At 69.3% G+C, this 21,400-nt stretch carries 20 protein-coding genes and 3 pseudogenes; 16 read left to right on the forward strand and 7 right to left on the reverse strand.

The features are described from left to right. Positions 1–16: 16 nt before the first annotated feature. Complete coding sequence (locus QTI33_RS29335) at positions 17–1,285, forward strand: MFS transporter (RefSeq protein ID WP_286510001.1); 1,269 nt, start codon at positions 17–19, stop codon at positions 1,283–1,285. 17 nt (positions 1,286–1,302) lie between these two features. Here the strand turns inward: QTI33_RS29335 and QTI33_RS29340 are convergent, their stop codons facing one another. Continuing rightward, a complete protein-coding gene (locus QTI33_RS29340; RefSeq protein WP_286510003.1) occupies positions 1,303–3,012 on the reverse strand; it encodes a bifunctional protein-serine/threonine kinase/phosphatase in 1,710 nt (569 codons plus the stop codon). Positions 3,013–3,076: 64 nt separating this feature from the next. Between QTI33_RS29340 and nirB the strand changes: the two genes are divergently transcribed. The 9 genes from nirB to QTI33_RS29385 all read left to right on the forward strand — a co-directional run bounded on the left by nirB (position 3,077) and on the right by QTI33_RS29385 (position 13,140). Next, positions 3,077–5,533, forward strand: coding sequence for a nitrite reductase large subunit NirB (gene nirB, locus QTI33_RS29345; RefSeq protein ID WP_286510004.1), 2,457 nt, complete (start codon positions 3,077–3,079; stop codon positions 5,531–5,533). Positions 5,534–5,547: 14 nt separating this feature from the next. After that, a complete protein-coding gene (gene nirD, locus QTI33_RS29350) occupies positions 5,548–5,928 on the forward strand; it encodes a nitrite reductase small subunit NirD (RefSeq protein WP_286510007.1) in 381 nt (126 codons plus the stop codon). Between the two features lie 8 nt (positions 5,929–5,936). After that, positions 5,937–8,750 (forward strand): nitrate reductase, encoded by a 2,814-nt coding sequence (locus tag QTI33_RS29355; RefSeq protein ID WP_286510008.1) that lies wholly within the window; start codon positions 5,937–5,939, stop codon positions 8,748–8,750. Between the two features lie 24 nt (positions 8,751–8,774). After that, positions 8,775–9,716 (forward strand): DNA-binding protein YbiB, encoded by a 942-nt coding sequence (gene ybiB / locus QTI33_RS29360; RefSeq protein ID WP_286510009.1) that lies wholly within the window; start codon positions 8,775–8,777, stop codon positions 9,714–9,716. Beyond that, positions 9,713–10,501 carry a uroporphyrinogen-III C-methyltransferase gene (cobA, locus tag QTI33_RS29365; RefSeq protein ID WP_286510010.1) on the forward strand — a complete coding sequence of 263 codons (789 nt, stop codon included), beginning with the start codon at positions 9,713–9,715 and terminating at the stop codon, positions 10,499–10,501. The genes ybiB and cobA overlap by 4 nt, the downstream gene beginning before the upstream one ends. A gap of 10 nt (positions 10,502–10,511) precedes the next feature. Beyond that, positions 10,512–11,750 carry a BaiN/RdsA family NAD(P)/FAD-dependent oxidoreductase gene (locus QTI33_RS29370; RefSeq protein ID WP_286510011.1) on the forward strand — a complete coding sequence of 413 codons (1,239 nt, stop codon included), beginning with the start codon at positions 10,512–10,514 and terminating at the stop codon, positions 11,748–11,750. Between the two features lie 98 nt (positions 11,751–11,848). After that, on the forward strand, positions 11,849–12,061 hold the full coding sequence (gene rpsU, locus QTI33_RS29375) for a 30S ribosomal protein S21 (RefSeq protein ID WP_007833691.1): 213 nt from the start codon (positions 11,849–11,851) through the stop codon (positions 12,059–12,061). A gap of 109 nt (positions 12,062–12,170) precedes the next feature. Continuing rightward, entirely contained in the window at positions 12,171–12,620 is a 450-nt protein-coding gene (locus QTI33_RS29380; protein WP_286510012.1) for a GatB/YqeY domain-containing protein, read from the forward strand. A gap of 61 nt (positions 12,621–12,681) precedes the next feature. Next, entirely contained in the window at positions 12,682–13,140 is a 459-nt protein-coding gene (locus QTI33_RS29385; RefSeq protein WP_286510013.1) for an NUDIX domain-containing protein, read from the forward strand. 10 nt (positions 13,141–13,150) lie between these two features. Here QTI33_RS29385 and QTI33_RS29390 read toward each other — a convergent pair. The 4 genes and pseudogenes from QTI33_RS29390 to pmbA all read right to left on the reverse strand — a co-directional run bounded on the left by QTI33_RS29390 (position 13,151) and on the right by pmbA (position 16,599). Further along, positions 13,151–14,355 (reverse strand): annotated as a pseudogene (locus QTI33_RS29390) (ammonium transporter). A gap of 162 nt (positions 14,356–14,517) precedes the next feature. Continuing rightward, positions 14,518–14,919 (reverse strand): type II toxin-antitoxin system VapC family toxin, encoded by a 402-nt coding sequence (locus QTI33_RS29395; RefSeq protein ID WP_286510014.1) that lies wholly within the window; start codon positions 14,917–14,919, stop codon positions 14,518–14,520. Positions 14,920–14,925: 6 nt separating this feature from the next. Further along, a complete protein-coding gene (locus QTI33_RS29400) occupies positions 14,926–15,183 on the reverse strand; it encodes a type II toxin-antitoxin system Phd/YefM family antitoxin (protein WP_286510015.1) in 258 nt (85 codons plus the stop codon). A 45-nt stretch (positions 15,184–15,228) separates the two neighbouring features. Further along, a complete protein-coding gene (pmbA, locus tag QTI33_RS29405) occupies positions 15,229–16,599 on the reverse strand; it encodes a metalloprotease PmbA (RefSeq protein WP_286510017.1) in 1,371 nt (456 codons plus the stop codon). Positions 16,600–16,657: 58 nt separating this feature from the next. On the opposite strand from pmbA, the gene yjgA reads away from it, so the two are divergent. The 4 genes from yjgA to QTI33_RS29425 all read left to right on the forward strand — a co-directional run bounded on the left by yjgA (position 16,658) and on the right by QTI33_RS29425 (position 18,597). Beyond that, entirely contained in the window at positions 16,658–17,314 is a 657-nt protein-coding gene (gene yjgA, locus QTI33_RS29410) for a ribosome biogenesis factor YjgA (protein ID WP_286510019.1), read from the forward strand. Continuing rightward, a complete protein-coding gene (mog, locus tag QTI33_RS29415) occupies positions 17,311–17,898 on the forward strand; it encodes a molybdopterin adenylyltransferase (RefSeq protein ID WP_286510020.1) in 588 nt (195 codons plus the stop codon). Before yjgA ends, mog begins: the two co-directional genes overlap by 4 nt. Before the next feature lie 101 nt (positions 17,899–17,999). Further along, entirely contained in the window at positions 18,000–18,383 is a 384-nt protein-coding gene (locus QTI33_RS29420) for an ORF6N domain-containing protein (RefSeq protein ID WP_286510021.1), read from the forward strand. After that, on the forward strand, positions 18,376–18,597 hold the full coding sequence (locus tag QTI33_RS29425; RefSeq protein ID WP_286510022.1) for a hypothetical protein: 222 nt from the start codon (positions 18,376–18,378) through the stop codon (positions 18,595–18,597). The genes QTI33_RS29420 and QTI33_RS29425 overlap by 8 nt, the downstream gene beginning before the upstream one ends. A gap of 73 nt (positions 18,598–18,670) precedes the next feature. Here QTI33_RS29425 and QTI33_RS29430 read toward each other — a convergent pair. Next, positions 18,671–19,031, reverse strand: a pseudogene (locus QTI33_RS29430) (aldehyde dehydrogenase family protein); the annotation flags it as partial. Positions 19,032–19,146: 115 nt separating this feature from the next. On the opposite strand from QTI33_RS29430, the pseudogene QTI33_RS29435 reads away from it, so the two are divergent. Both QTI33_RS29435 and QTI33_RS29440 read left to right on the forward strand, forming a co-directional pair. Then, a pseudogene (locus tag QTI33_RS29435) lies at positions 19,147–19,305 on the forward strand (IS5/IS1182 family transposase); the annotation flags it as partial. 63 nt (positions 19,306–19,368) lie between these two features. Beyond that, positions 19,369–20,610, forward strand: coding sequence for an MFS transporter (locus QTI33_RS29440; protein ID WP_286510023.1), 1,242 nt, complete (start codon positions 19,369–19,371; stop codon positions 20,608–20,610). Between the two features lie 291 nt (positions 20,611–20,901). Here the strand turns inward: QTI33_RS29440 and QTI33_RS29445 are convergent. Further along, positions 20,902–21,400, reverse strand: a 499-nt coding sequence (locus QTI33_RS29445; RefSeq protein WP_286510024.1) for an aldehyde dehydrogenase family protein, incomplete at its 5' end; no start/stop codon positions are given.

Below are 21,400 nucleotides of genomic sequence, written 5' to 3' on the forward strand. Positions count from 1 at the left end.
TTTCCCATGGACTGCCATGACCAGCTTCAAGACGTTTCTGAAAACAGGCCACGGCCCGACGCTGTTCGCGGCCTTCCTCTATTTTTCCTTCTCGTGCTGCATCTGGGTGCTGAACGGCGCCATGGCGCCCTTCATCGGCGAGACCTTCGATCTCTCGCCGGCGCAGAAGGGGCTGATGCTCTCGGTGCCGATCATCGCCGGGGCGCTGATGCGCTTTCCGCTCGGCATCCTGTCGCAGTACATCGGCCGCAAGAACGCGACGCTGGTCGAGATGGGCCTGATCGCGGTGGCGATGCTGTTCGGCTTCTTCTTCGTCAAGAGCTTCAACGACCTGCTCGCGATGGGCGTGCTGCTGGGCATCGCCGGCGCCAGCTTCGGCGTCGCCCTGTCGCTCGGCTCGGGCTGGTTCCCGCCGCAGCACAAGGGCCTGGCGATGGGCCTGGTCGGCGCCGGCAATGTCGGCACCGCGGTCTCGGTGCTGGTGGCGCCGCCGCTGGCCCAGTGGCTGGGCTGGCAGGCGGTGTACGGCGTCGCCGCCGGCGCCATCCTGCTGCCGATGATCGTGATGATCCTGTTCGCGAAAGAGCCGCCGGACATCGACAGCCATGCCAGCTTCCGCGAGCACATCGCCTGCCTGTTCGAGAAGGACGGCTGGGTCTTCAGCCTGATCTACGGCGTGACTTTCGGCGGCTTCATCGGCCTGACGACCTTCCTGCCGTCCTACTACTACGACCAGTTCGGCGTCAGCAAGGTGCAGGCGGGGCAGCTGACCATGCTGGCCGCCTTCATGGGCGCCGCGGTGCGCATCGTCGGCGGCTGGATCTCCGACCGCTGGGGCGGCGTCAACACGCTGACCCTGGTGCTGACGGTGGTGGCCGGCGGGCTGGTGCTGGTGGGCATCTCGTCGTCCTCGCTGGTGCTCACCACGCTGCTGCTGATCGCCTGCTTCGCGGCCCTGGGCGCGGGCAACGGCGCGCTGTTCCAGCTGGTGCCGCTGCGCTGGCCGGCCAGCACCGCGGTGGCGGGCTCGATGATCGGCGAGATCGGTGCCCTCGGCGGCGGCCTGGTGCCCAATGCGATGGGGCTTTCGAAGCAGTACCTCGGCAGCTACACCTGGGGCTTCGTCTTCTTCGCGCTGCTGTCGCTGGTGATGCTCGGCGTGATGCGCGTGATGCAGATCCGCTGGACCCGCACCTGGGCCGAAAAAGGCGGTCGTGCGCGGACCGCGCCCGCACCCTCGGCGGTCAAGTACGCCGCCCCGCGCAAGACGGCGCGCCAGCGCTGAAGAGGCCACCCATCATGTCAACGCGGCAAGAAGAGCAGCCACAGCACGAGCAGTGCGTTGAGCAGCAGCGACACGGCCAGCGCGATCTTGACGAGCGCGGCCGGATCGCGGCGGATCAGCGGCGTGTGGCCGGGCGGACCGACGGGGCGCGACGCGCCGCGCTCCAGCGCCAGCAGCAGTTCCTCGGCGGTCTCGAAGCGGTGGCGCGGATCGCGCGCCACCGCCTTGCACACCAGGTGGTCGAGCCAGACCGGCAGGTCAGGCCGGAGGCGCGAGAGCGCGGCCGGGTCGCGCCGGTAGCGCGCCAGCTGGTAGGGCTCGATCTCGCCATAGGGCAGGCGCCCCGCCAGCCACTGATAGAGCGTGACGCCGAGCGCGAACAGGTCGCTGCCGGCATCGGCGCTGGCACCCTGCCACTGCTCGGGATTGATGTAGCTCGGCGTGCCGGCATGCAGCTCGCGCTGGGCCTCGCCCTCGCGCCCGGACAGCGCGACGCCGAGGTCGAGGATGCGCCAGCGGCCGTCCTCGCCCAGGTGCAGGTTGGCGGGCTTGATGTCGCGGTGCACCACCCCCTGCCGGTGCAGCCGGCCCAAGGCCTTGGCGATCGCGATGGCCGCCCCGATCACCTCGGCCGCGGCGCCGCGCGGGCCGGCCTTCTGCAGCTGTTCGAGCGTGCGGCCGCCATGCCAGTCGAACACCACGTAGAGCGCGCTGGCGTCCACGGCGCGTTCATGGACGCGGACGAAGCCGCTGTCGGCGCGGGCGCTGACGCGCAGCCCCAGCCAGGCCTCGTGCGCCAGCATGGCGCGCTCCTCGGGATCGCCGGCGCGGGAGGGGTGCAGGGTCTTGACCGCGACCAGCTCCCGCGTGACGGGATGGCGCGCCTGGTAGAGCAGGTGCACGCCGGTGTCGGCCACCCGCGCCGTGATGGCGTAGCCGTCGAGCAGGTCGCCCACCTTCAGCGCCGGCGGCGGCGCCAGCCGGCGCACGTCGCCCAGCTCGTCGTCGAGCTGGCGCGCATCGAGGCCGACGACGCGGATCACCAGCGCGGTGGCGTTGTCGCGCGAGCCGGCCGCCAGCGCCGCCCGCACCAGCGCCTCGCTGGCCTGCAGCGCCGTGCCCTGCAGCGCGAAGCGCGCCAGCTGCGGCGCCTTGAGTGCGCCATGCACGCCGTCGGAGGTCAGCACGAAGCAATCGCCGACCCGGACCTCGCCCTGCGCGTAGTCGACCCGCACCTGGTCGTCGAGGCCGATCGCCCGGGTCAGGCGGCTGCGCAGGTCCGGATGCTCGAAGGCGTGGTCCTGGGTCAGCGGCACGGCCGGCTCGCCGGCCTCGCGCACCTGCCAGGCGCGCGTGTCGCCGACGTGCGCCAGCGTGTAGCTCTGGCCGTGCAAGACCAGCGCGGTCAAGGTGGTGAGCGCGGTGCCGCCGCCCTGCCGGCGCCGGTTGTGGTCGGCCAGCCAGGCGTTCTGGGCGCCGATCAGCCGGTCCAGGGCCGCGGTCGGCTCCCAGGTGTCGGGCGTCGCGAAGTAGTCGGCCAAGAGGCCCATCACGGTGGTCTGCGCCGCCTCCAGCCCGTGGCCGCCGGTGGACACGCCGTCGGCGATGGCGGCGATCAGCCCGCGCGCCTCCTCGCCGGGCGGCGCATGCACGGTGCCGGCGAAGTCCTCGTTGACGTCGCGCGGCCCGCGCTGGCTGCTGTAGCCGATGTCCACTTCAAAGCTCATGGCGCGATTCTCCACGCGCGCCGCGGGCCGCCCGCTTGATTCGAATCCACGAAAGGTCCACCCCATGAAGAAAATGAAACTCGTGATGGTCGGCAACGGCATGGCCGGCGTGCGCACGCTCGAGGAACTGCTCAAGATCGAGCCCGAGCTCTACGACATCACCGTGTTCGGTGCGGAGCCGCACCCGAACTACAACCGCATCCTGCTGTCGCCGGTGCTGGCCGGCGAACAGACGGTGGACGAGATCGTGCTGAATTCGTGGGAGTGGTATGCCGACAACCACATCACGCTGCATGCCGGCAAGAAGGTGGTCGAGATCGACCGCGTCAAGCGCATCGTGCGCGCCGACGACGGCACCGAGGCCGCGTACGACCGGCTGCTGCTGTGCACCGGCTCCAACCCTTTCATGCTGCCGGTGCCCGGCCGCGACCTGAAGGGCGTGATCGCCTACCGCGACATCGCCGACACCGACTACATGATCGAGACCGCCCGCACCCACAAGAACGCGGTGGTGATCGGCGGCGGCCTGCTGGGGCTGGAGGCGGCCAACGGCCTGATGCTGCGCGGCATGACCGTGACCGTGGTCCACGTGATGCCCTGGCTGATGGAGCGCCAGCTCGACGACGTGGCCGGCAAGCTGTTGCAGAAGTCGCTGGAAGATCGCGGGCTGAAGTTCCTGATGGGTGCGCAGACGCAGGACCTGATCGGCGGCGAGGACGGCCGGGTCAAGGCCATCCGCTTCAAGGACGGCACCGAAGTGGCGGCCGACCTGGTCGTGATGGCGGTCGGCATCCGGCCCAACACCGAGTTGGCCGAGCGCGCCCGGCTGCACGTCAACCGCGGCATCGTGGTGAGCGACACCATGCAGACCGTGACCGACGCCCGGATCTATTCGGTCGGCGAATGCGCGGCGCACCGCGGCATCGCCTACGGCCTGGTGGCGCCACTGTTCGAGCAGGCCAAGGTGGCGGCCAACCACCTGGCGCAGTTCGGCATCGGCCGCTACCTGGGCTCGCTGACCTCGACCAAGCTCAAGGTCACGGGCATCGACCTGTTCTCGGCCGGCGAGTTCATGGGCGGCGACGGCACGGAAGAAATCGTCATGAGCGACCCCTTCGGCGGCGTCTACAAGAAGCTGGTGATCAAGGACGACAAGCTGGTCGGCGCCTGCCTCTACGGCGACACGGTCGACGGCAGCTGGTACTTCAAGCTCTTGCGCGACGGCCGCAGCGTGCACGACATCCGCGACAAGCTGATGTTCGGCGAATCGAACATCGGCGACACCGGCCACGAAGGCCACAGCAAGGCCGCCTCGATGCCCGACGATGCCGAGGTCTGCGGCTGCAATGGCGTCAACAAGGGCACCATCTGCAAGGCGATCAAGGACCGCGGCCTGTTCACCCTCGAAGAGGTCAAGAAGCACACCAAGGCCAGCGCGTCGTGCGGCTCGTGCACCGGGCTGGTCGAGCAGATCCTGATGTTCACGGCCGGCGGCGACTACTCGGCCACGCCGAAGAAGAAGGCGGTCTGCGCCTGCACCGACGTCAGCCACCAGGACGTGCGCGATGCGATCCGCAAGGCGCACTACCTGACGCACGACGAGGTCTACCGCAATCTCGGCTGGCGCACGCCCAACGGCTGTGCCAGCTGCCGCCCGGCCGTCAACTACTACCTGATCTCGACCTGGCCGAAGGAAGCCAAGGACGATCCGCAGAGCCGCTTCATCAACGAGCGCAGCCACGCCAACATCCAGAAGGACGGCACCTACTCGGTGATCCCGCGCATGTGGGGCGGCCACACCACGCCCGACGAGCTGCGCCGCATCGCGGATGCGGCCGACAAATACAAGATCCCGACCGTCAAGGTCACGGGCGGCCAGCGCATCGACCTGCTGGGCGTGAAGAAGGAGGACCTGGAGAACGTCTGGAAGGACATCGGCATGCCCTCGGGCTTTGCCTACGCCAAGTCGCTGCGCACGGTGAAGACCTGCGTCGGCAGCGAGTGGTGCCGCTTCGGCACCCAGGACTCGACCCAGCTGGGCAAGGACCTGGAACGCGCGCTGTGGGCGATGTATTCGCCGCACAAGGTCAAGCTGGCGGTCTCGGGCTGCCCGCGCAACTGCGCCGAGTCGGGCATCAAGGACGTCGGCGTGATCGGCGTCGACTCGGGCTGGGAGATCTATGTCGGCGGCAACGGCGGCATCAAGACCGAGGTGGCGCACTTCCTGGTCAAGGTGAAGAGCGCCGAGGAAGTGATGGCGCACGCCGGCGCCTTCCTTCAGCTCTATCGCGAGGAGGGCTGGTACCTGGAGCGCACGGTGCACTACATCGGACGGGTCGGCCTCGACCACGTGAAGAGGCGGATCCTCGAGGACGCCGAGGGCCGCAAGGCACTGTGGGAACGGCTGCAGTTCGCGCTCGACGGCGAACCCGATCCGTGGTTCGCGTCGAGCCAGGCCTCGGTCGACGTCCGTCAGTTCACGCCGGTGGCGGTGGTCGGCGCGCCGGCGCAGACCGTTTGACAGGGAGCACGACCATGAACCAATGGACAGCCATCTGCCGGGTCGACGACATCCCGGTGCTGGGCGCACGGCGCGTGGCGCGGCCCGCGGGCATCGACGTCGCGGTGTTCCGCAATGCCGACGACCAGGTCTTCGCCCTGCTCGACCGCTGCCCCCACAAGGGCGGCCCGCTGAGCCAGGGCATCGTCTTCGGCACCAGCGTGGCCTGCCCGCTGCACAACTGGGCGATCGGGCTCGACGACGGCTGCGCGAAGTCGCCCGACGAAGGCTGCACGCCGCGCTTCGCGGTCAAGGTGGCGGACGGCGTGGTGCACCTGGACAGCACGGAGTTGGCCGGCCATGCCACCGAGCTCGAACGCCCGGTCGCCGGCCCGAAACGCCCGGTCGCAGCTTGAGGAACACCATGAACGAAACACGCTCCACCTGCCCTTACTGTGGCGTCGGTTGCGGCGTGATCATCGAATCCGATGGCGCGCAGATCACGGGTGTGCGCGGCGACCCCGCGCATCCCGCCAACTTCGGCCGCCTGTGCACCAAGGGCTCGACCCTGCACCTCACGGCCAGCGCCGCGGTCACTATGCAGACGCGCCTGCTGCGGCCCCTGCAGCGCGCCACCCGAGGCGCGGCGCCCGAGCCGATCGACTGGGACGGCGCGCTCGACCTCGCCGCCCGGAAGTTCGCCCAGGTGATCCGCGACCACGGCCCGGACGCCGTCGGCTTCTATGTCTCGGGCCAGCTGCTGACCGAGGACTACTACGTCTTCAACAAGCTGGCCAAGGGCCTGATCGGCACCAACAACATCGACACCAACTCGCGCCTGTGCATGAGCAGCGCGGTGGCCGGCTACAAGCAGACGCTGGGCGCCGACGCGCCGCCGGCCTGCTACGACGATCTCAAGTTCGCCGACTGCCTGTTCATCGTCGGCAGCAACGCGGCCTGGGCGCATCCGATCCTGTTCCGCCGCATCGAGGACGCGAAGGCCGCCAACCCGGCGCTCAAGATCATCGTGGCCGATCCCCGCCGCACCGACACGGCGGACATCGCCGACCTGTTCCTGCCGATCCAGCCCGGCACCGACGTGATGCTGTTCAACGGCATGCTGCACCTGATGCTGTGGGAAGGCTGGACCGACGCCCGCTACATCGCCGAGCACACCAGCGGCTTCGACGCCCTGAAGGCCACGGTGCGCGACTGCACGCCCGAGCACGTAGCGCAGGTCTGCGGCATCACCAAGGACGACCTGCTGCAGGCCGCGCGCCTGTTCGCGACCTCGGCGGCCACGCTGAGCCTGTACTGCCAGGGCCTCAACCAGTCGTCATCGGGCACGGCCAAGAATGCGGCGCTGATCAACCTGCACCTGGCGACGGCGCAGATCGGCAAGCCCGGCGCCGGCCCGTTCTCGCTGACCGGCCAGCCCAACGCGATGGGCGGCCGCGAAGTCGGCGGACTGGCCAACCTGCTGTCGGCGCACCGCGACCTCGCGAACCCCGCGCACCGCGCCGAAGTCGCGGCGCTCTGGGGCGTGCCCGAGGTCCCCCAGAAGCCGGGCAAGACCGCGGTCGAGATGTTCCAGGCCGCGGCCGATGGCGAGATCCGCGCGCTCTGGATCGCCTGCACCAACCCGGCGCAGTCGATGCCCGACCAGGCCACCGTGCGCCGCGCGCTGCAGCGCTGCGAGTTCGTGGTGGTGCAGGAAGCCTTCTCGACCACCGCGACCTGCGACTACGCCGACCTGCTGCTGCCGGCCACCACTTGGGGCGAGAAGGAAGGCACGGTCACCAACAGCGAACGCCGGATCTCGCGCGTGCGCCAGGCGGTGGCGGCGCCGGGCCAGGCGCGCGGCGACTGGGCGATCGGCGTGGATTTCGCGCGCCGGCTCGAAGCGCGGCTCGCGCGGGCCGGCCTCCCGGCCACCCTCTTCCCCTACGCCGACGCCGAGTCGGTCTGGAACGAGCACCGCGAGAGCACCCGCGGGCGCGACCTCGACATCACCGGCATGAGCTACGCGATGCTGGAGGCGGCGCCGCTGCAATGGCCGCTGCGCGAGGGCGAGGCCACGGGCCGCGCGCGGCTCTACGAAGACGGCGTGTTCCCGACGCCGGACGGCCGGGCCCGCTTCGTCGACACGGTCTACAAGCCGGTGGCCGAGGCCCGCGAGGCGCGCTATCCCTTCTCGCTCAACACCGGCCGGCTGCGCGACCAGTGGCACGGCATGAGCCGCACCGGCACGCTGGGCCGGCTGTTCGGCCACGTGGCCGAGCCGAGCGTGCAGCTGCATCCGCAGGACATGGCGCGCCGCCAGCTGGCCGAGGGCGACCTGGTGCATGTCACCTCGCGCCGCGGCTCGATCGTGCTGCCGCTGGCGGCCAGCACCGAGGTCGGCCTGTCGCAGGCCTTCATCGCGATGCACTGGGGCGGCGAATACCTGAGCGGCTGTTCGAGCACCGGCGAGCGGCTGGCGGGCATCAACGCGCTCACCACGCCGAGCTACTGCCCCGACTCGAAGCAGCCGGAGCTCAAGCATGCGGCGGTCAAGATCCTCAAGGCCGAGCTGCCCTGGTCGCTGCTCGCCGCCGCCTGGCTGCCCCCGGATGCGGCGCTGGCCACCGCCGCTGCGCTGCGGGCGCTGATGCAGCGCTTTCCCTTCGCCAGCTGCGTGCCCTTCGGCACCGGCGGCGCGCTGGAAGGCGGCGCGGCCGAGCGCACCGGCATCCTGTTCCGGGCCGCGGGCCACGAGGCTCCGCCCGACGCCTTGCTGGCGCAGATCGAGAGCCTGCTGGCGCTGGGCGGCGCCGACACGCTGCGCTACGCCGATGCCCGGCGCGGCCAGCGGCGCGCCGTGCGCCTGGCACGCGACGGCGCCGACGCCCGGCTCGAAGGCTTCCTGCTCGGCGGCGACACCCGCGCCGAAGCCTGGATCAAGGCCCTGCTGCAGGACCGCCTGCCGGCCCAGGCCTACGGCCGCCAGCTGCTGCGCCCCGGCGCCACGGCACCGGCCGGGGTGGCGGCGCGCGGCAAGGTGATCTGCAGTTGTTTCGGCATCACACAGACCGCCATCGAGGCGCAGCTGGCGACCGGCGCGGGCGAGGACTCCGAGCGCCTGGTCGCGCTGCAGGGCGCGCTCAAGTGCGGCACAAACTGCGGCTCCTGCCTGCCGGAACTCAAGCGCATGGTGCGCGCGGTTGCAGTGCATAAGCCCACTGCCCAACCGGCATAAGGCATGCGGGACAATCCGGCACCCATGGGAATCAGTCACTACATCAAGGAAATCGGCCGCGGCGCCCGCGGCGCGAAGCCGCTCGCCCGCGAACAGGCCTCGGACCTGTTCGGCCAGGTGCTCGACGGCAGCATCACCGACCTCGAGATGGGCGCCTTCTGCCTGGCGATGCGGATCAAGGGCGAGACGCCCGAGGAGCTGGCCGGCTTCCTCGATGCCACCCATGCCCGGCTGGCGCGCTTCCCGGCCACCGATCGGCCGCTGGTGGTGCTGCCGAGCTACAACGGCGCCCGCCGGCTGCCGGTGCTGACGCCGCTGCTGGCGCTGCTGCTGGCGCGCGAGGGGCTGCCGGTGCTGGTGCACGGCGCGGCCACCGAATCGACCCGGGTGCTGGCCTCCAGCGTGCTGGCCGCGCTCGAAGTGCCGGCGCTGGCGGCGATCCGCCCGATCGCCGAGGGCGAGGCGGTGTTCGCGCCGACCGCGCTGCTGAACCCCGGGCTCAAGCGCCTGCTCGACGTGCGCCGCGTGGTCGGCCTGCGCAACCCGGGCCACAGCGTGGTCAAGCTCATGCAGCCCGCCCTCGGCGACTGCGTGGTGATCGGCAGCTACACCCACCCCGAATACGCGCGCTCGATGGCCGCCACCTTCGAGCTCACCGGGATGACCGCGCTGCTGTCGCGCGGCCTCGAAGGCGAGAGCGCGGCCGACCCGCGCCGCACCGCGCAAGTCGACGGCTTCGTGCGCGGGCAGCGCATCGAGCTGCAGACGCAGCAGCCCGGCACCCAGGCCGAGGTGCCCGGCCTGCCGAGCGAGATCGACGTCGAGACCACGGCCAACTACACGCGGCGCGTGCTGGCGGGCGAACTGCCGGTGCCGGACGCGATCGCGCAGCAGGTGGCGCACATCCTTCAACTGGCGCAGCGCGCGCAAGAGACACGCACAACGCACACCGCGGAGATCCCATGAGCCAACTTTCCCTCCAAGGCAGCTGCACGCTGGTGGGCGCCGGTCCCGGCGACCCCGAGCTGCTGACCCTCAAGGCGGTCAAGGCCATCCAGGCTGCCACCGTGCTGCTGGTCGACGACCTGGTCAACGACGAGATCCTGGCCTATGCCCGCCCCGGCGCCCGCGTCGTCCACGTCGGCAAGCGCGGGGGCTGCCGCAGCACGCCGCAGGCCTTCATCGAGCGGCTGATGATCACCGCGGTGCAGGAAGGCGAGACCGTGGTCCGCCTGAAGGGCGGCGATCCCTTCATCTTCGGCCGCGGCGGCGAGGAAGTCGAGCATCTGCGCGAGCACGGCATCGAGGTCCGGGTGGTCAACGGCATCACGGCCGGCCTGGCCGCGGTGACGGCGCTGGGCGTGCCGCTGACCCACCGCGACCACGCCCAGGGCGTGGTGTTCGTCACCGGCCATGCGAAGACCGGCTACGCCGCCGGCGAACACCCGACCGACTGGCGCCAGCTGGCCGCGACCGCCCGCGACGCCCGCCTGACGCTGGTGATCTACATGGGTGTCGCCGGCGTCGCCCACATCCAGGCCGAGCTGCTGCACGGCCTGCCCGGCGACACCCCGGTCGCGGTGATCCAGCACGCCAGCCTGCCGCAGCAGCGCCACATCGCGACCACCCTGGCGCGGCTGCGCGCCGACCTCGCGGGCGCGGAAATGGCCAGCCCCTCGGTGATCGTGGTCGGCGACGTGCTGCGCGGCCTGGCCGCGGCCGGCGTCCCGTCGGTGCGCTTCGGCACCTGAGACCGGCGCGTTGGACAGCTTCGACGTCGTCGTCATCGGCGCAGGCGCCGCCGGCCTCTTCTGCGCCGGCGTGGCAGGCCAGCGCGGCCTGAAGGTGCTGCTGCTCGACCACGGCGAGCGCATCGCCGAGAAGATCCGCATCTCGGGCGGCGGCCGCGCCAACTTCACCAACCGCGATCTCGACGTGCGCGCGCCGCAGCGCCACTTCATCGGCGACAACCCGAACTTCTGCCGCTCCGCGCTGTCGCGCTACACGCCGCAGCAGTTCATCGCCCTGGTCCAGCGCCACGGCATCGCCTTCCACGAGAAGCACAAGGGCCAGCTGTTCTGCGACGGCCCGTCGCAGCAGATCATCGACCTGTTGCTGGCCGAATGCGCGGCCGGCGGCGTGACCCACTGGCAGCCCTGCAGCGTCGGCGCCGTCTCTTGGTCGGACGTCGGCGGCTATGCGATCCAGACCGGCCGCGGCACCGTGCGCTCGCCGCGCCTGGTGGTCGCGACCGGCGGCCTGTCGATCCCGCAGATCGGCGCCAGCGATTTCGGCTACCGGATCGCCACCCAGTTCGGCCTGCGCGTGGTCGCGCCACGGCCGGCCCTGGTGCCGATGACCTTCGGCGGCGAGGCCTGGGAGCCGTATGCGGGACTGGCCGGCCTGGCCCTGCCGGTCCAGATCGAGACCGGCAGCAAGAAGGAGCGCATGAGCTTCCGAGAAGACCTGCTGTTCACCCACCGCGGCCTCTCCGGGCCGGGGGTGCTGCAGATCTCCAGCTACTGGAAGCCGGGCGCGCCGCTGACCATCGACTTCGCCCCCGGCACCGACATCGCGGCCGCGCTGGGCGAAGCCAAGCAGCGCTCGCGCAAGCGCATCGGCAACGAGCTGGCGGCCTGGGTCCCGGCCCGGCTGGCCGACGCCTGGGTCGGCCAGGACGCCGCCCTGCAGCGCCCGATCAACGAGGCCGCCGACCGGGCGCTGGCGGCCCTGGCCGAGCGCATCGCGCGCTGGCAGATCACGCCCAGCGGCACCGAGGGCTACAAGAAGGCTGAAGTCACGGCCGGCGGCGTCGACACCCGCGACCTGTCCTCCCAGACCCTGGAGTCGAAGCAGCCGGGGCTCTATTTCATCGGCGAGGTGGTGGATGTCACGGGCTGGCTCGGCGGCTACAACTTCCAGTGGGCCTGGGCCAGTGCGCACGCCTGTGCGCAGGCGCTGGTGGCGCAGCCCAAAGCTGACGCTATAATGTCGGGCTAACTTCGGCCTCCCCTCAACGGCCCACCCCATTTTTCAGTTGAGGAACCCCGGCCCGGGGCCTCGATCTCCCCAGGCCAAATGAACCAACCGATTCCTAAATGACCACCATCCGCGTAAAAGAAAACGAGCCCTTCGACGTCGCCCTGCGCCGCTTCAAGCGCACCATCGAAAAGCTCGGCCTGCTGACCGACCTGCGTGCCCGCGAGTTCTACGAAAAGCCGACCGCCGAGCGCAAGCGCAAGAAGGCCGCGGCCGTCAAGCGCCACTACAAGCGCGTGCGCAGCATGCAGCTGCCCAAGAAGCTGTACTAAGCACCCGCAGCGTTGGCCACAGGCCACCGCCCGGTTCCATCCGGATCGAGCCGCGCCAGGGACACCCTGCCGCGGCTTTTGTTTGTCGCTTCATCAAAGAAAGCCCGCCATGAGCCTCAAGGACCAGATCACCGAAGACATGAAGACCGCGATGCGCGCCAAGGACGCCGAGCGCCTGGGCACCATCCGCCTGCTGCTCGCCGCCCTCAAGCAGAAGGAAGTCGACGAGCGCATCGAGCTCGACGACGCGATGGTGGTCGCGATCGTCGACAAGCTGGTCAAGCAGCGCAAGGACTCGGTCGCCGCCTTCACCCAGGGCGGGCGCACCGACCTGGCCGACAAGGAAGCGGCCGAGATCAAGGTGCTCGAGGTCTACCTGCCTCAGCGCATGAGTGCCGACGAGGTGGCGGTCGAAGTGCAGGCGATCGTCGCCGAACTCGGCGCCAAGGGCCCGGGCGACATGGGCAAGGTGATGGGCGCGGTCAAGGCCAAGCTGGCCGGCAAGGCCGACATGGGCCAGGTCAGCGCCGCCGTCAAGGCGGCCCTCGCCGGCGCATGAGCCACCGCACGGCCGCTCCGAAGGGGGCTCGCACCGCAGCGCCTAGCGCGAAGGTTGCCTGGTGAACGTGAGGGCCCGCCCGGTCCTCAAGGCCTGCGCCTGCCTGGTCGACGCCCAGGGCCGGCTGCTGGTGTTCCACCACCCGGAGGACCGCGGCATGCAGCTGCCCAAGGGCACGGTCGAGCCCGGCGAAGCGCCCGAGGACGCGGTGCGGCGCGAACTGCTGGAAGAGTCGGGCATCGACCATGCGGGGCCGCTGGAGCCGCTGGGCACCATCGACCGCGACTGCGAGGCCGGCGTCGAAGGCAACAAGCGCCGCCACCCGCAGCTGTGGCACCTGTTCCTGATGCGCAGCGAACAGGCGCTGCCCGAAAGCTTCGACCATGTCGCGATGGGCAGCCCGGAAGAAGACGGGCTGGTGTTCAGCTTCAGCTGGCTGGCGCCGGACGCGCCGCTGGAGAACTTCGCCGCGCCCTACGTCCGCGTGATCGAAAAGGTCCGCGCCGCACTCGCCGCCTGATGACCGCGGGCTACCAGTTGGCCTCGCGCTCCGGGGTGGCCGAGATGTGGTGGATCGACAGGTCGGCCCCGTCGTACTCCTCCTCCTGCGACAGCCGCAGCCCCAGCGTGGCCTGCAGCACGCCATAGACCGCGGCGCCGGCCACCAGCGCCCAGCCGACCCCGATCGCCACGCCCACCAGCTGGGCCCAGAGGTTCACCCCGCCGATGCCGCCCAGCGCCCGGGTGCCGAAGATCCCGGCCGCGATGCCGCCCCAGGTGCCGCAGAGGCCGTGCAGCGGCCAGACGCCCAGCACGTCGTCGATCTTCCATTTGTTCTGCGTCAGGGTGAACATCTTGACGAAGATCGCGCCGGCCACGCCCCCCACCACCAGCGCGCCGATCGGGTGCATCAGGTCGGAGCCCGCGCAGACCGCCACCAGGCCCGCCAGCGGCCCGTTGTAGACGAAGCCGGGGTCGTTCCTGCCGAGCGCCAGGGCCACCAGCGTGCCGCCGACCATCGCCATCAGCGAATTGACCGCCACCAGGCCCGAGATCTTGTCGATCGTCTGCGCGCTCATCACGTTGAAGCCGAACCAGCCCACGCACAGCACCCAGGCGCCGAGGGCCAGGAACGGGATGTTCGAGGGCGGGTGCGCGCTCAGCGAGCCGTCGCCCCGGTAGCGGTTGCGGCGCGCCCCCAGCAGCAGCACCGCCGGCAGCGCCAGCCAGCCGCCCATCGCGTGGACGACCACCGAGCCGGCGAAGTCATGGAACTCGTTGCCCGTGACCCGGGCCAGCCAATCCTGGATGCCGAAGGCCCGGTTCCAGGCGATGCCCTCGTAGAGCGGATACACCAGGCCCACGATGACGGCCGTGGCGATGAGCTGCGGCCAGAACTTGGCGCGCTCCGCGATGCCGCCCGAGATGATCGCCGGGATCGCCGCGGCGAAGGTCAGCAGGAAGAAGAAGCGCACCAGTTCGAAGCCGCTGCCGGCCGCCAGCTGCTCGGCGCCGACGAAGAAATGCGTGCCGTAGGCGACGCCGAAGCCGACCAGGAAGTAGACGATGGTCGACACCGAGAAGTCGACCAGGATCTTCACCAACGCATTGACCTGGTTTTCTTCTTGCGCACCGTGCCGAGTTCGAGAAAGGCAAAACCCGCATGCATCGACAACACCATGATGGCGCCGAGGAGAAGAAAGAGCGCGTTCGTGCCCCGAGTGAGTGCATCCATTGGAAATTGGCTCTGAAATTTGCTTGGAGATGGTGCGTCGACGCCGGATGGCCCGGCTGACGCACCGATCGCAAGCAAAAATGGTGCCAATTCCGCATCAGGACGGTGCTCTTGCGCCATGTTGCTGCATGGCGCACCGAAACGGAATCCGGCCGGGAGCGCTCAAGCGAACGGATTCACCAAATCGACGCCGAAGGCCGCGAAGTCGCCGACGTTGCGGGTCACGACCTTCAGGCCATGGCGCAGGGCGGTGGCGGCGATCATCGCGTCTTCGTAGAGGGTGTCCGAACGTCGATGCATCAGCCGGGCCCAGATCCTGAAGGTCTGGGCATCCATCGGCAGGCTGTTGTAGGAGGCGGCCACCTGGTCGGCCCAGCGCTCGATCTCGGCCGCCTTGACGGCATCCTGCTCCCGCGTGAGTTCGATCCCGGCCTGAATCTCCCCCAGGGTGACGGCGGACAGATGCAGATCGCTGTCGGCAACCGCCTGCAGCCACGCCAGCACCGCCCCATGGGGACGCGGCCGCCGCAACTCCGAAATGACGTTGGTATCGAGCAGGTACATGCGGCGTCAGTCGAGCGGCTCGGCCCGGCGCCGCCGCGCCCCGCCCCGCTGGGGCACCAAGCTGTCGGTGCGGGCGGCATCGGACATCAGCAGTTCTTTCAGGGACGGCCGGGCGGCCGCCTGCAGCCGCTTCCATTCCGCCGCCGGTACCAGCACCGCGGCGTCGGCGCCGCGGCGTGTCACCAACTGAGGTCCCTCAGCAAGGCAGGCGTCGAGGAATTCGCTGAAGCGCGCCTTGGCATCTTGAACCGGCCATGACTTCATGGCGACCTCCTTCAGACTAGTCAGATGACCAGTCTAACGACAATCTCATGCCCCCGCGACCTTCATGCGATTGACCAGCAGCGACCCGGTCGTCTTCGCCCCGTAGTTGTAGGCATCCGCGCCCACCGCCTCGATGCCCATCAGCATGTCCTTGAGGTTGCCGGCGATCGTGATCTCCTGGACCGGGAAGGCGATCCGGCCCTTCTCGACCCAGAAGCCGCTGGCGCCGCGCGAATAGTCGCCCGTCACGTAGTTGACGCCCTGCCCCATCAGCTCGATCACCAGCAGGCCGGTGCCGAGCTTCTCGAGCATCGCATCGAGGTCGTCGCCCTTCTTCGTCAGGCGGGAGGTCAGGGTGAGGTTGTGGGAGCCGCCGGCGTTGCCGGTGGTCTTCATGCCCAGCTTGCGCGCCGAGTAGGTGCTGAGGAAGTAGCCTTCGAGACGCCCGCCGTCGACCACCTTGCGCTTGCGCGTCACCACGCCTTCGTCATCGAAGGGCGAGCTGCCTTTGCCGCGCAGCAGATGCGGATCTTCGACCACGTCGATGTGCTTGGGCAGCACCTTCTTGCCGAGCGAATCGAGCAGGAAGGTGCTCTTGCGATACAGCGCCCCGCCGCTGGTGGCCTGCACCAGCCCGCCCAGCAGCCCGGCCGCCAGCGGCGACTCGAACAGCACCGGGCATTCGGTGGTCTTGATCTTGCGCGACTGGAGGCGGCTCAGTGCCCGCTCGGCGGCGTAGCGGCCCACCGCCACGGGGCTCGCCAGCTCGTCGGCCGAGCGCATCGAGCTGTACCAGGCGTCGCGCTGCATGTCGTCGCCGCGGCCGGCGATCGGCGCCACCGAAATCGAATGGCGCGAGCTGGCATAGCCGCCGCGGAAGCCGCGGGTGTGGGCGCTGAAGAAGTGGCTTTGCTGCGCCGAGACGCCGGCGCCTTCGCTGTTGGTGATGCGCTTGTCGGTCGACAGCGCCGCTGCCTCGCATTCGAGCGCCAGGCTGGCTGCCTGCTCGCTGGTGACGTCCCAGGGGTGGAACAGGTCGAGGTCCGGCTGCTCCTTGGCGATGTCGGCCTCGTCGGGCAGGCCGCTGACCGGGTCTTCGGCCGTGAAGCGGGCGATGTCGTAGGCCGCCTGCACGGTCTGGGCGATGGCCGCCTCGGAGAAGTCGGAAGTGCTGGCATTGCCGCGGCGGTGGCCCACGTAGACCGTGACGCCAAGTGACTTGTCGCGGTTGCGCTCGACGTTCTCGAGCTCGCCCTTGCGCACCGAGACGCTCAGGCCGCAGCCCTCGGACGCCTCGGCGCCGGCATCGGTCGCGCCGAGCTTCTTGGCGTGGGCCAAGGCCGAATCGACCAGGTTTTCGAAAAAGGGACGGCTGTAGGCGAAGCCGGAGTCGGCGCGCGAGGAAGATGTGGTCATGTGTTGGCTATGATACTTGCGCCCCCTGTTCCCGATGGTGCGGCCAACGATTGCATCTATGTCCCGCAAACCCAAAAAAGGCTACTTCGTCCGTGGCGAGTTCGTGGCCGAAGGCAGCGAACTCGATCTGGAGCTCAAGCGCGAGCTCAAGGGCACCGACGCCGCCAGCAAGACCGACCTCAAACGCGAGAGCGCCGAACTACAGGCGCTGGGCGAAGCCCTGCTCGGCCTGCGAGCCGGCCTGTTCGACACGCTCGACTTGGGCGACAAGCTCAAGGACGCCATCGCCGACGCCAAGCGCATCACCAACTTCGAGGGCAAGCGGCGGCAGATGCAGTTCATCGGCAAGCTGATGCGCGGCCTCGACGCCGAGGTGCTCGACGCGGTCCGCGCCGCCCTGGCCGAGCAGGACCGCCTGCCGGCCGAGGAAACCGCGGCGCTGCACGAGGCCGAGCGCTGGCGCGACCGGCTGATCGCCGACGACGACGCCCTCGGCGGCTGGATCGAAACCCATCCGGCCACCGATGCCCAGCAGCTGCGCGCGCTGGTGCGCCAGGCTCGCAAGGACATCAAGGCCGGCCCGCCCGGCGAGGCGCCGCGCCAGGGCAAGGCCTACCGCGAGGTGTTCCAGATCGTGCGCGCCCAGCTGCGCGTGCATGGCACGGCCGACCTCGCCGACGAGGCCGCCGAGCAGGCGCGCGAGGACGACGCATGACGGCCCCGGACGCCGTGCGCATCGGCATCGTGTCGATCAGCGACCGGGCGTCGAGCGGCGTCTACGAAGACAAGGGCCTGCCGGCGCTGAAGGAATGGCTGGAGCGCGCCCTGCGCAATCCGATCACTTTCGAATCGCGCCTGATCCCCGACGAGCAGGCCGGCATCAGCACGGCCTTGATCGAACTGGTCGACGCCGGCTGCTCGCTGGTGCTGACCACCGGCGGCACCGGGCCGGCCCTGCGCGACGTCACGCCCGAGGCCACGCTCGCCGTGGCCCACAAGCAAATGCCGGGCTTCGGCGAGCAGATGCGGCAGATCAGCCTCGCCTTCGTACCGACCGCGATCCTGTCGCGCCAGGTCGCGGTGATCCGCGAGCGCAGCCTGATCATCAACCTGCCGGGCCAGCCGAAGGCGATCGCCGAGACCCTCGAAGGGCTGCGCAACGCCGACGGCACGCAGGCGGTGCCGGGCATCTTCGCGGCCGTGCCCTACTGCATCGACCTGATCGGCGGGCCCTACCTCGAGACCGACGACGCGGTTTGCAAGGCGTTCCGGCCGAAGTCGGCGGTCCGGCCGATCTAGGCTGTTGAGGACAGGGTAAATACTGCTGCGCAGGTTCTTGGTCCAGTCTCATAACGGTGTTGGCGCAAGCCGATGACTAAAAGACGGGGAAGAGGGAGCGCATGGCGACAACAACAACGGGCAGCGCGCTGCCGCGCATCGAGGGGCGCATCCAGGTGCTGCGCGGGCTGAAGGTGATGATCGACGCCGATCTGGCCGAGCTCTACGGCGTGCCGACCAAGGCACTGAACCAAGCCGTCAAGCGCAACGCAGCACGCTTTCCGTCGGACTTCATGTTCCAGCTCGACGCCGCCGAGAAGGCCGAGGTGGTCACAAACTGTGACCACCTCTCGAAGCTGAAGTTCTCGAGGACGCTTCCATTCGCGTTCACGGAGTTCGGCGCGGTGGCCCTGGCCAACGTGCTGGCCTCGGCACAGGGCTGTAGAGATGGGGATCTACGTGGTGCGCGCTTTCGTGCGGCTGCGGCAAGCAGCGAGCTTGCATGAGGATTTGACCAGGCGACTGTCCGAGATCGAGGAGAAGACAGAACGGCTGGAGCTATCGCACGACATGTTCAGCGGCAACACGCCCAATCAACTGCGCCAATTGTTCGAGGCCATGCGTGCTCTGACGGTGCCTCCCGATCCGCCGCCCAAACGGCCTATCGGGTTCGCTCCGCCCGAAGAGAAGAAGACACCGAAGGCGCGCAGCAAGACATAGTCGATCGAATCGAGTTGCATCGACAAAAAAGCCAGCGGGCCTCCACGCCTTTCCTGGTCTGTCCCGCGAGGTCTCAGGCCAAGGTGTACGCCGTTTTCACCACAGTGAAGAACTCCTGCGCATACCTGCCCTGCTCCCGCGGCCCGTAGCTCGACCCCTTGCGCCCGCCGAAAGGCACGTGGTAGTCCCACCCCCGCCGTCGGCAGGTTGACCATCACCATGCCCGCCTGGCTGTGGCGCTTGAAGTGCGTCGCGTATTTCAGGCTGGTGGTCGCGATGCCCGCCGACAGCCCGAACTCGGTGTCGTTGGCCGTGGCCAGCGCTTCCTCGTAGTTCTTGACCCGGATCACGCTCGCCACCGGCCCGAAGATCTCTTCCTTGTTGATGCGCATCGAGGCCGCCGATTCGCTGAAGAGCGCCGGCGACATGTAGTAGTCGCCCCTGCAAATCTCTTCTCTCCCGCATGAACGCTGGATCCGAGCGACATTTCCGCTGCCTAAATCTCCCAGGTCTGATTGCTCGGGGTGCTGATTCCTGGGAGATTCCCACATGCCCGAGTCTGCCGACACTCCCGATTTCTTCCGCCCCCGCCTGGTCGAGATGATCGACCTGCGCCACCCGCTGGCGGTGCTGGCCAGCTGCCTGCCGTGGGCACGGATTGAAGGAGCACGGGCTCCTCGCTTCGCCCGCCGGGAACGCGCCGGTCGAAGGTCTTCTGCTTTGGCACTCCCATGCCTGACGCGCCGCGTGCGGTAACCAAGCTCCATTGAGATGAGCTGCTCCGATCACGCCCCGCGACGCGCCGTCTCCTTCGCTCTGCTGCTGCCGCTGCTCCTGGCCGCGCAGCCGGTCGCCACCGACAGTTATCTGCCGGCGCTGCCTGAGATCGCCCGCGACCTCGGCTCGGCCAGCAACAGCCTGACCGTGTTCGTGCTGGCCTTCGGCATCGCCCAACTCGTGTGCGGGCCGCTGGCCGACCGTTTCGGACGCCGGCCGGTGCTGCTGACGGGGCTGGCCTGTTATACGGTAGCGGCGGCCGGCTGCGCGCTGGCGGGCAGCGCGGACGCTCTGGTGGCCTGGCGCGCCGTGCAGGGCGCGGCCATGGCGTCCATCCTGGTGTGCGCTCGGGCCGCGGTGCGCGACCTGTATCCGGCCCATGAAGGGCCGCACGTCATGGCCCACGGCCTGAGGGGCTTGGGCATCGTGGCCCTGGTGGGGCCGATAGCCGGTGCGTGGGGAGTCCAGACCGCAGGCTGGCGCTGGGTGCTGGCGGCGATGGGCGTCTACTCGCTCGCGTTGCTTGCGTTGTGCTGGCGCACTTTCGGTGAGACGCGGCAAGTGGCGGCGGGGCCGGCCCCGGTCCTCGCATCCGTATCCACTGGCGGTATGCGCCAAGTGTTCGCCAGCCCCAGCTTTCGCGCCTGGACGGCGCTGACCGCGACCACCTACGGCGGCATCTTTTGCTTTTTGCTGCTGTCGCCGATGGTGTACGTCGACCTGTTTGGCCTGTCGCCTGCGCTCTACGGCTGGATTCCGGCGGGCGGCTCGCTGGTCTACATCCTCAGCATCACATGGTGCCGGCGTTTGCTATCGCGGCGCGGGCCGGTGCGCACGGTGCAGTTGGGCGCCTCGCTCAGTCTGCTGGGGCCGTGCATCCAGATTGCCGGCTGCGTGCTTGCGCCGACCTCGCCCGTTCCATTGTTGGTAGGGCACGCGGTGTACGCACTGGGCAATGGCATTCACCAGCCTTGCGGCCAAGCGGGCGCGGTGGGTGACCTGCCGCCGCAGTTGGCCGGGCGGGCCGTGTCGTGTTCGGGCTTCGTGATGATGTGCGTGGCCTTCTGCGCCGGCCAGTTGGCGGCGGGCTTTATCGACCCGACGATGCGCCACGGTGCCTGGCCGATGGTGTTGCCCATGGCGCTGGCGGGCGTTGTGCTGGTAATGATCGCCTTTGTGTGGCTGCCGCGGTTGTATCCGGTGCGGGCGGCGGCAACGGTTCAGGCCCGTTTCTAAGGCTGTCGCGCAGTTTGCCGCTGGAAGTAGGTGCTGATCCCTGGGAGATTTCCCACATGCCCGAGTCTGCCGACACCCCCGATTTCTTCCGCCCCCGCCTCGGGCCGTGCAGCTTGATGCCGCCAGCGCAAAGCCCTGCACGCCCGGCACGTCCCACTCGGCGCCGAAGTCGAACTGCTGGTTCCGGGATGCCGATGACATCCTTGCCATCGGTCAGGGCGCCCACGGTGCCGACCTGCTCGGCATCGAGCAGCGTGAGGCCGCAGGGTCAGGCCAAGGTGTACGCCGTCTTCACGACAGTGAAGAACTCCTGCGCGTACCGGCCCTGCTCGCGCGGCCCGTAGCTCGACCCCTTGCGCCCGCCGAAGGGCACGTGGTAGTCCACCCCCGCCGTCGGCAGTTGACCATCACCATGCCCGCCTGGCTGTGGCGCTTGAAGTGCGTCGCGTGCTTCAGCGAGGTGGTCGCGATGCCCGCCGACAGCCCGAACTCGGTGTCGTTGGCCGTGGCCAGCGCTTCCTCGTAATTCTTCACCCGGATCACGCTCGCCACCGGCCCGAAGATCTCTTCCTTGTTGATGCGCATCGACGCGGCCGATTCGCTGAACAGCGCCGGCGACATGTAGTAGCCGTCGGTCTCCAGCTTCAGCCGCTCGCCGCCCGCGGCCAGCGTGGCGCCTTCGCCCTGGCCGATCGCGATGTATTCCAGGTCCTGCTCGAGCTGCGACTTCGAGGACACCGGACCGATGTCGGTGCCCTGCGCCAGCGCGTCGCCGACCTTGATCTTCGCC

Origin of the sequence: Variovorax davisae (assembly GCF_030316845.1) — a bacterium.
In the GTDB taxonomy this organism is placed as follows: Bacteria; Pseudomonadota; Gammaproteobacteria; order Burkholderiales; family Burkholderiaceae_C; genus Variovorax; species Variovorax davisae.

Coding starts and splice junctions, on each gene's coding strand:
- QTI33_RS29335 (WP_286510001.1), top strand. CDS start 17: ATGACCAGCTTCAAGACGTTTCTGAAAACAGGCCACGGCCCGACGCTG.
- QTI33_RS29340 (WP_286510003.1), bottom strand. CDS start 3,012: ATGAGCTTTGAAGTGGACATCGGCTACAGCAGCCAGCGCGGGCCGCGC.
- nirB (WP_286510004.1), top strand. CDS start 3,077: ATGAAGAAAATGAAACTCGTGATGGTCGGCAACGGCATGGCCGGCGTG.
- nirD (WP_286510007.1), top strand. CDS start 5,548: ATGAACCAATGGACAGCCATCTGCCGGGTCGACGACATCCCGGTGCTG.
- QTI33_RS29355 (WP_286510008.1), top strand. CDS start 5,937: ATGAACGAAACACGCTCCACCTGCCCTTACTGTGGCGTCGGTTGCGGC.
- ybiB (WP_286510009.1), top strand. CDS start 8,775: ATGGGAATCAGTCACTACATCAAGGAAATCGGCCGCGGCGCCCGCGGC.
- cobA (WP_286510010.1), top strand. CDS start 9,713: ATGAGCCAACTTTCCCTCCAAGGCAGCTGCACGCTGGTGGGCGCCGGT.
- rpsU (WP_007833691.1), top strand. CDS start 11,849: ATGACCACCATCCGCGTAAAAGAAAACGAGCCCTTCGACGTCGCCCTG.
- QTI33_RS29380 (WP_286510012.1), top strand. CDS start 12,171: ATGAGCCTCAAGGACCAGATCACCGAAGACATGAAGACCGCGATGCGC.
- QTI33_RS29395 (WP_286510014.1), bottom strand. CDS start 14,919: ATGTACCTGCTCGATACCAACGTCATTTCGGAGTTGCGGCGGCCGCGT.
- QTI33_RS29400 (WP_286510015.1), bottom strand. CDS start 15,183: ATGAAGTCATGGCCGGTTCAAGATGCCAAGGCGCGCTTCAGCGAATTC.
- pmbA (WP_286510017.1), bottom strand. CDS start 16,599: ATGACCACATCTTCCTCGCGCGCCGACTCCGGCTTCGCCTACAGCCGT.
- yjgA (WP_286510019.1), top strand. CDS start 16,658: ATGTCCCGCAAACCCAAAAAAGGCTACTTCGTCCGTGGCGAGTTCGTG.
- mog (WP_286510020.1), top strand. CDS start 17,311: ATGACGGCCCCGGACGCCGTGCGCATCGGCATCGTGTCGATCAGCGAC.
- QTI33_RS29420 (WP_286510021.1), top strand. CDS start 18,000: ATGGCGACAACAACAACGGGCAGCGCGCTGCCGCGCATCGAGGGGCGC.
- QTI33_RS29440 (WP_286510023.1), top strand. CDS start 19,369: ATGAGCTGCTCCGATCACGCCCCGCGACGCGCCGTCTCCTTCGCTCTG.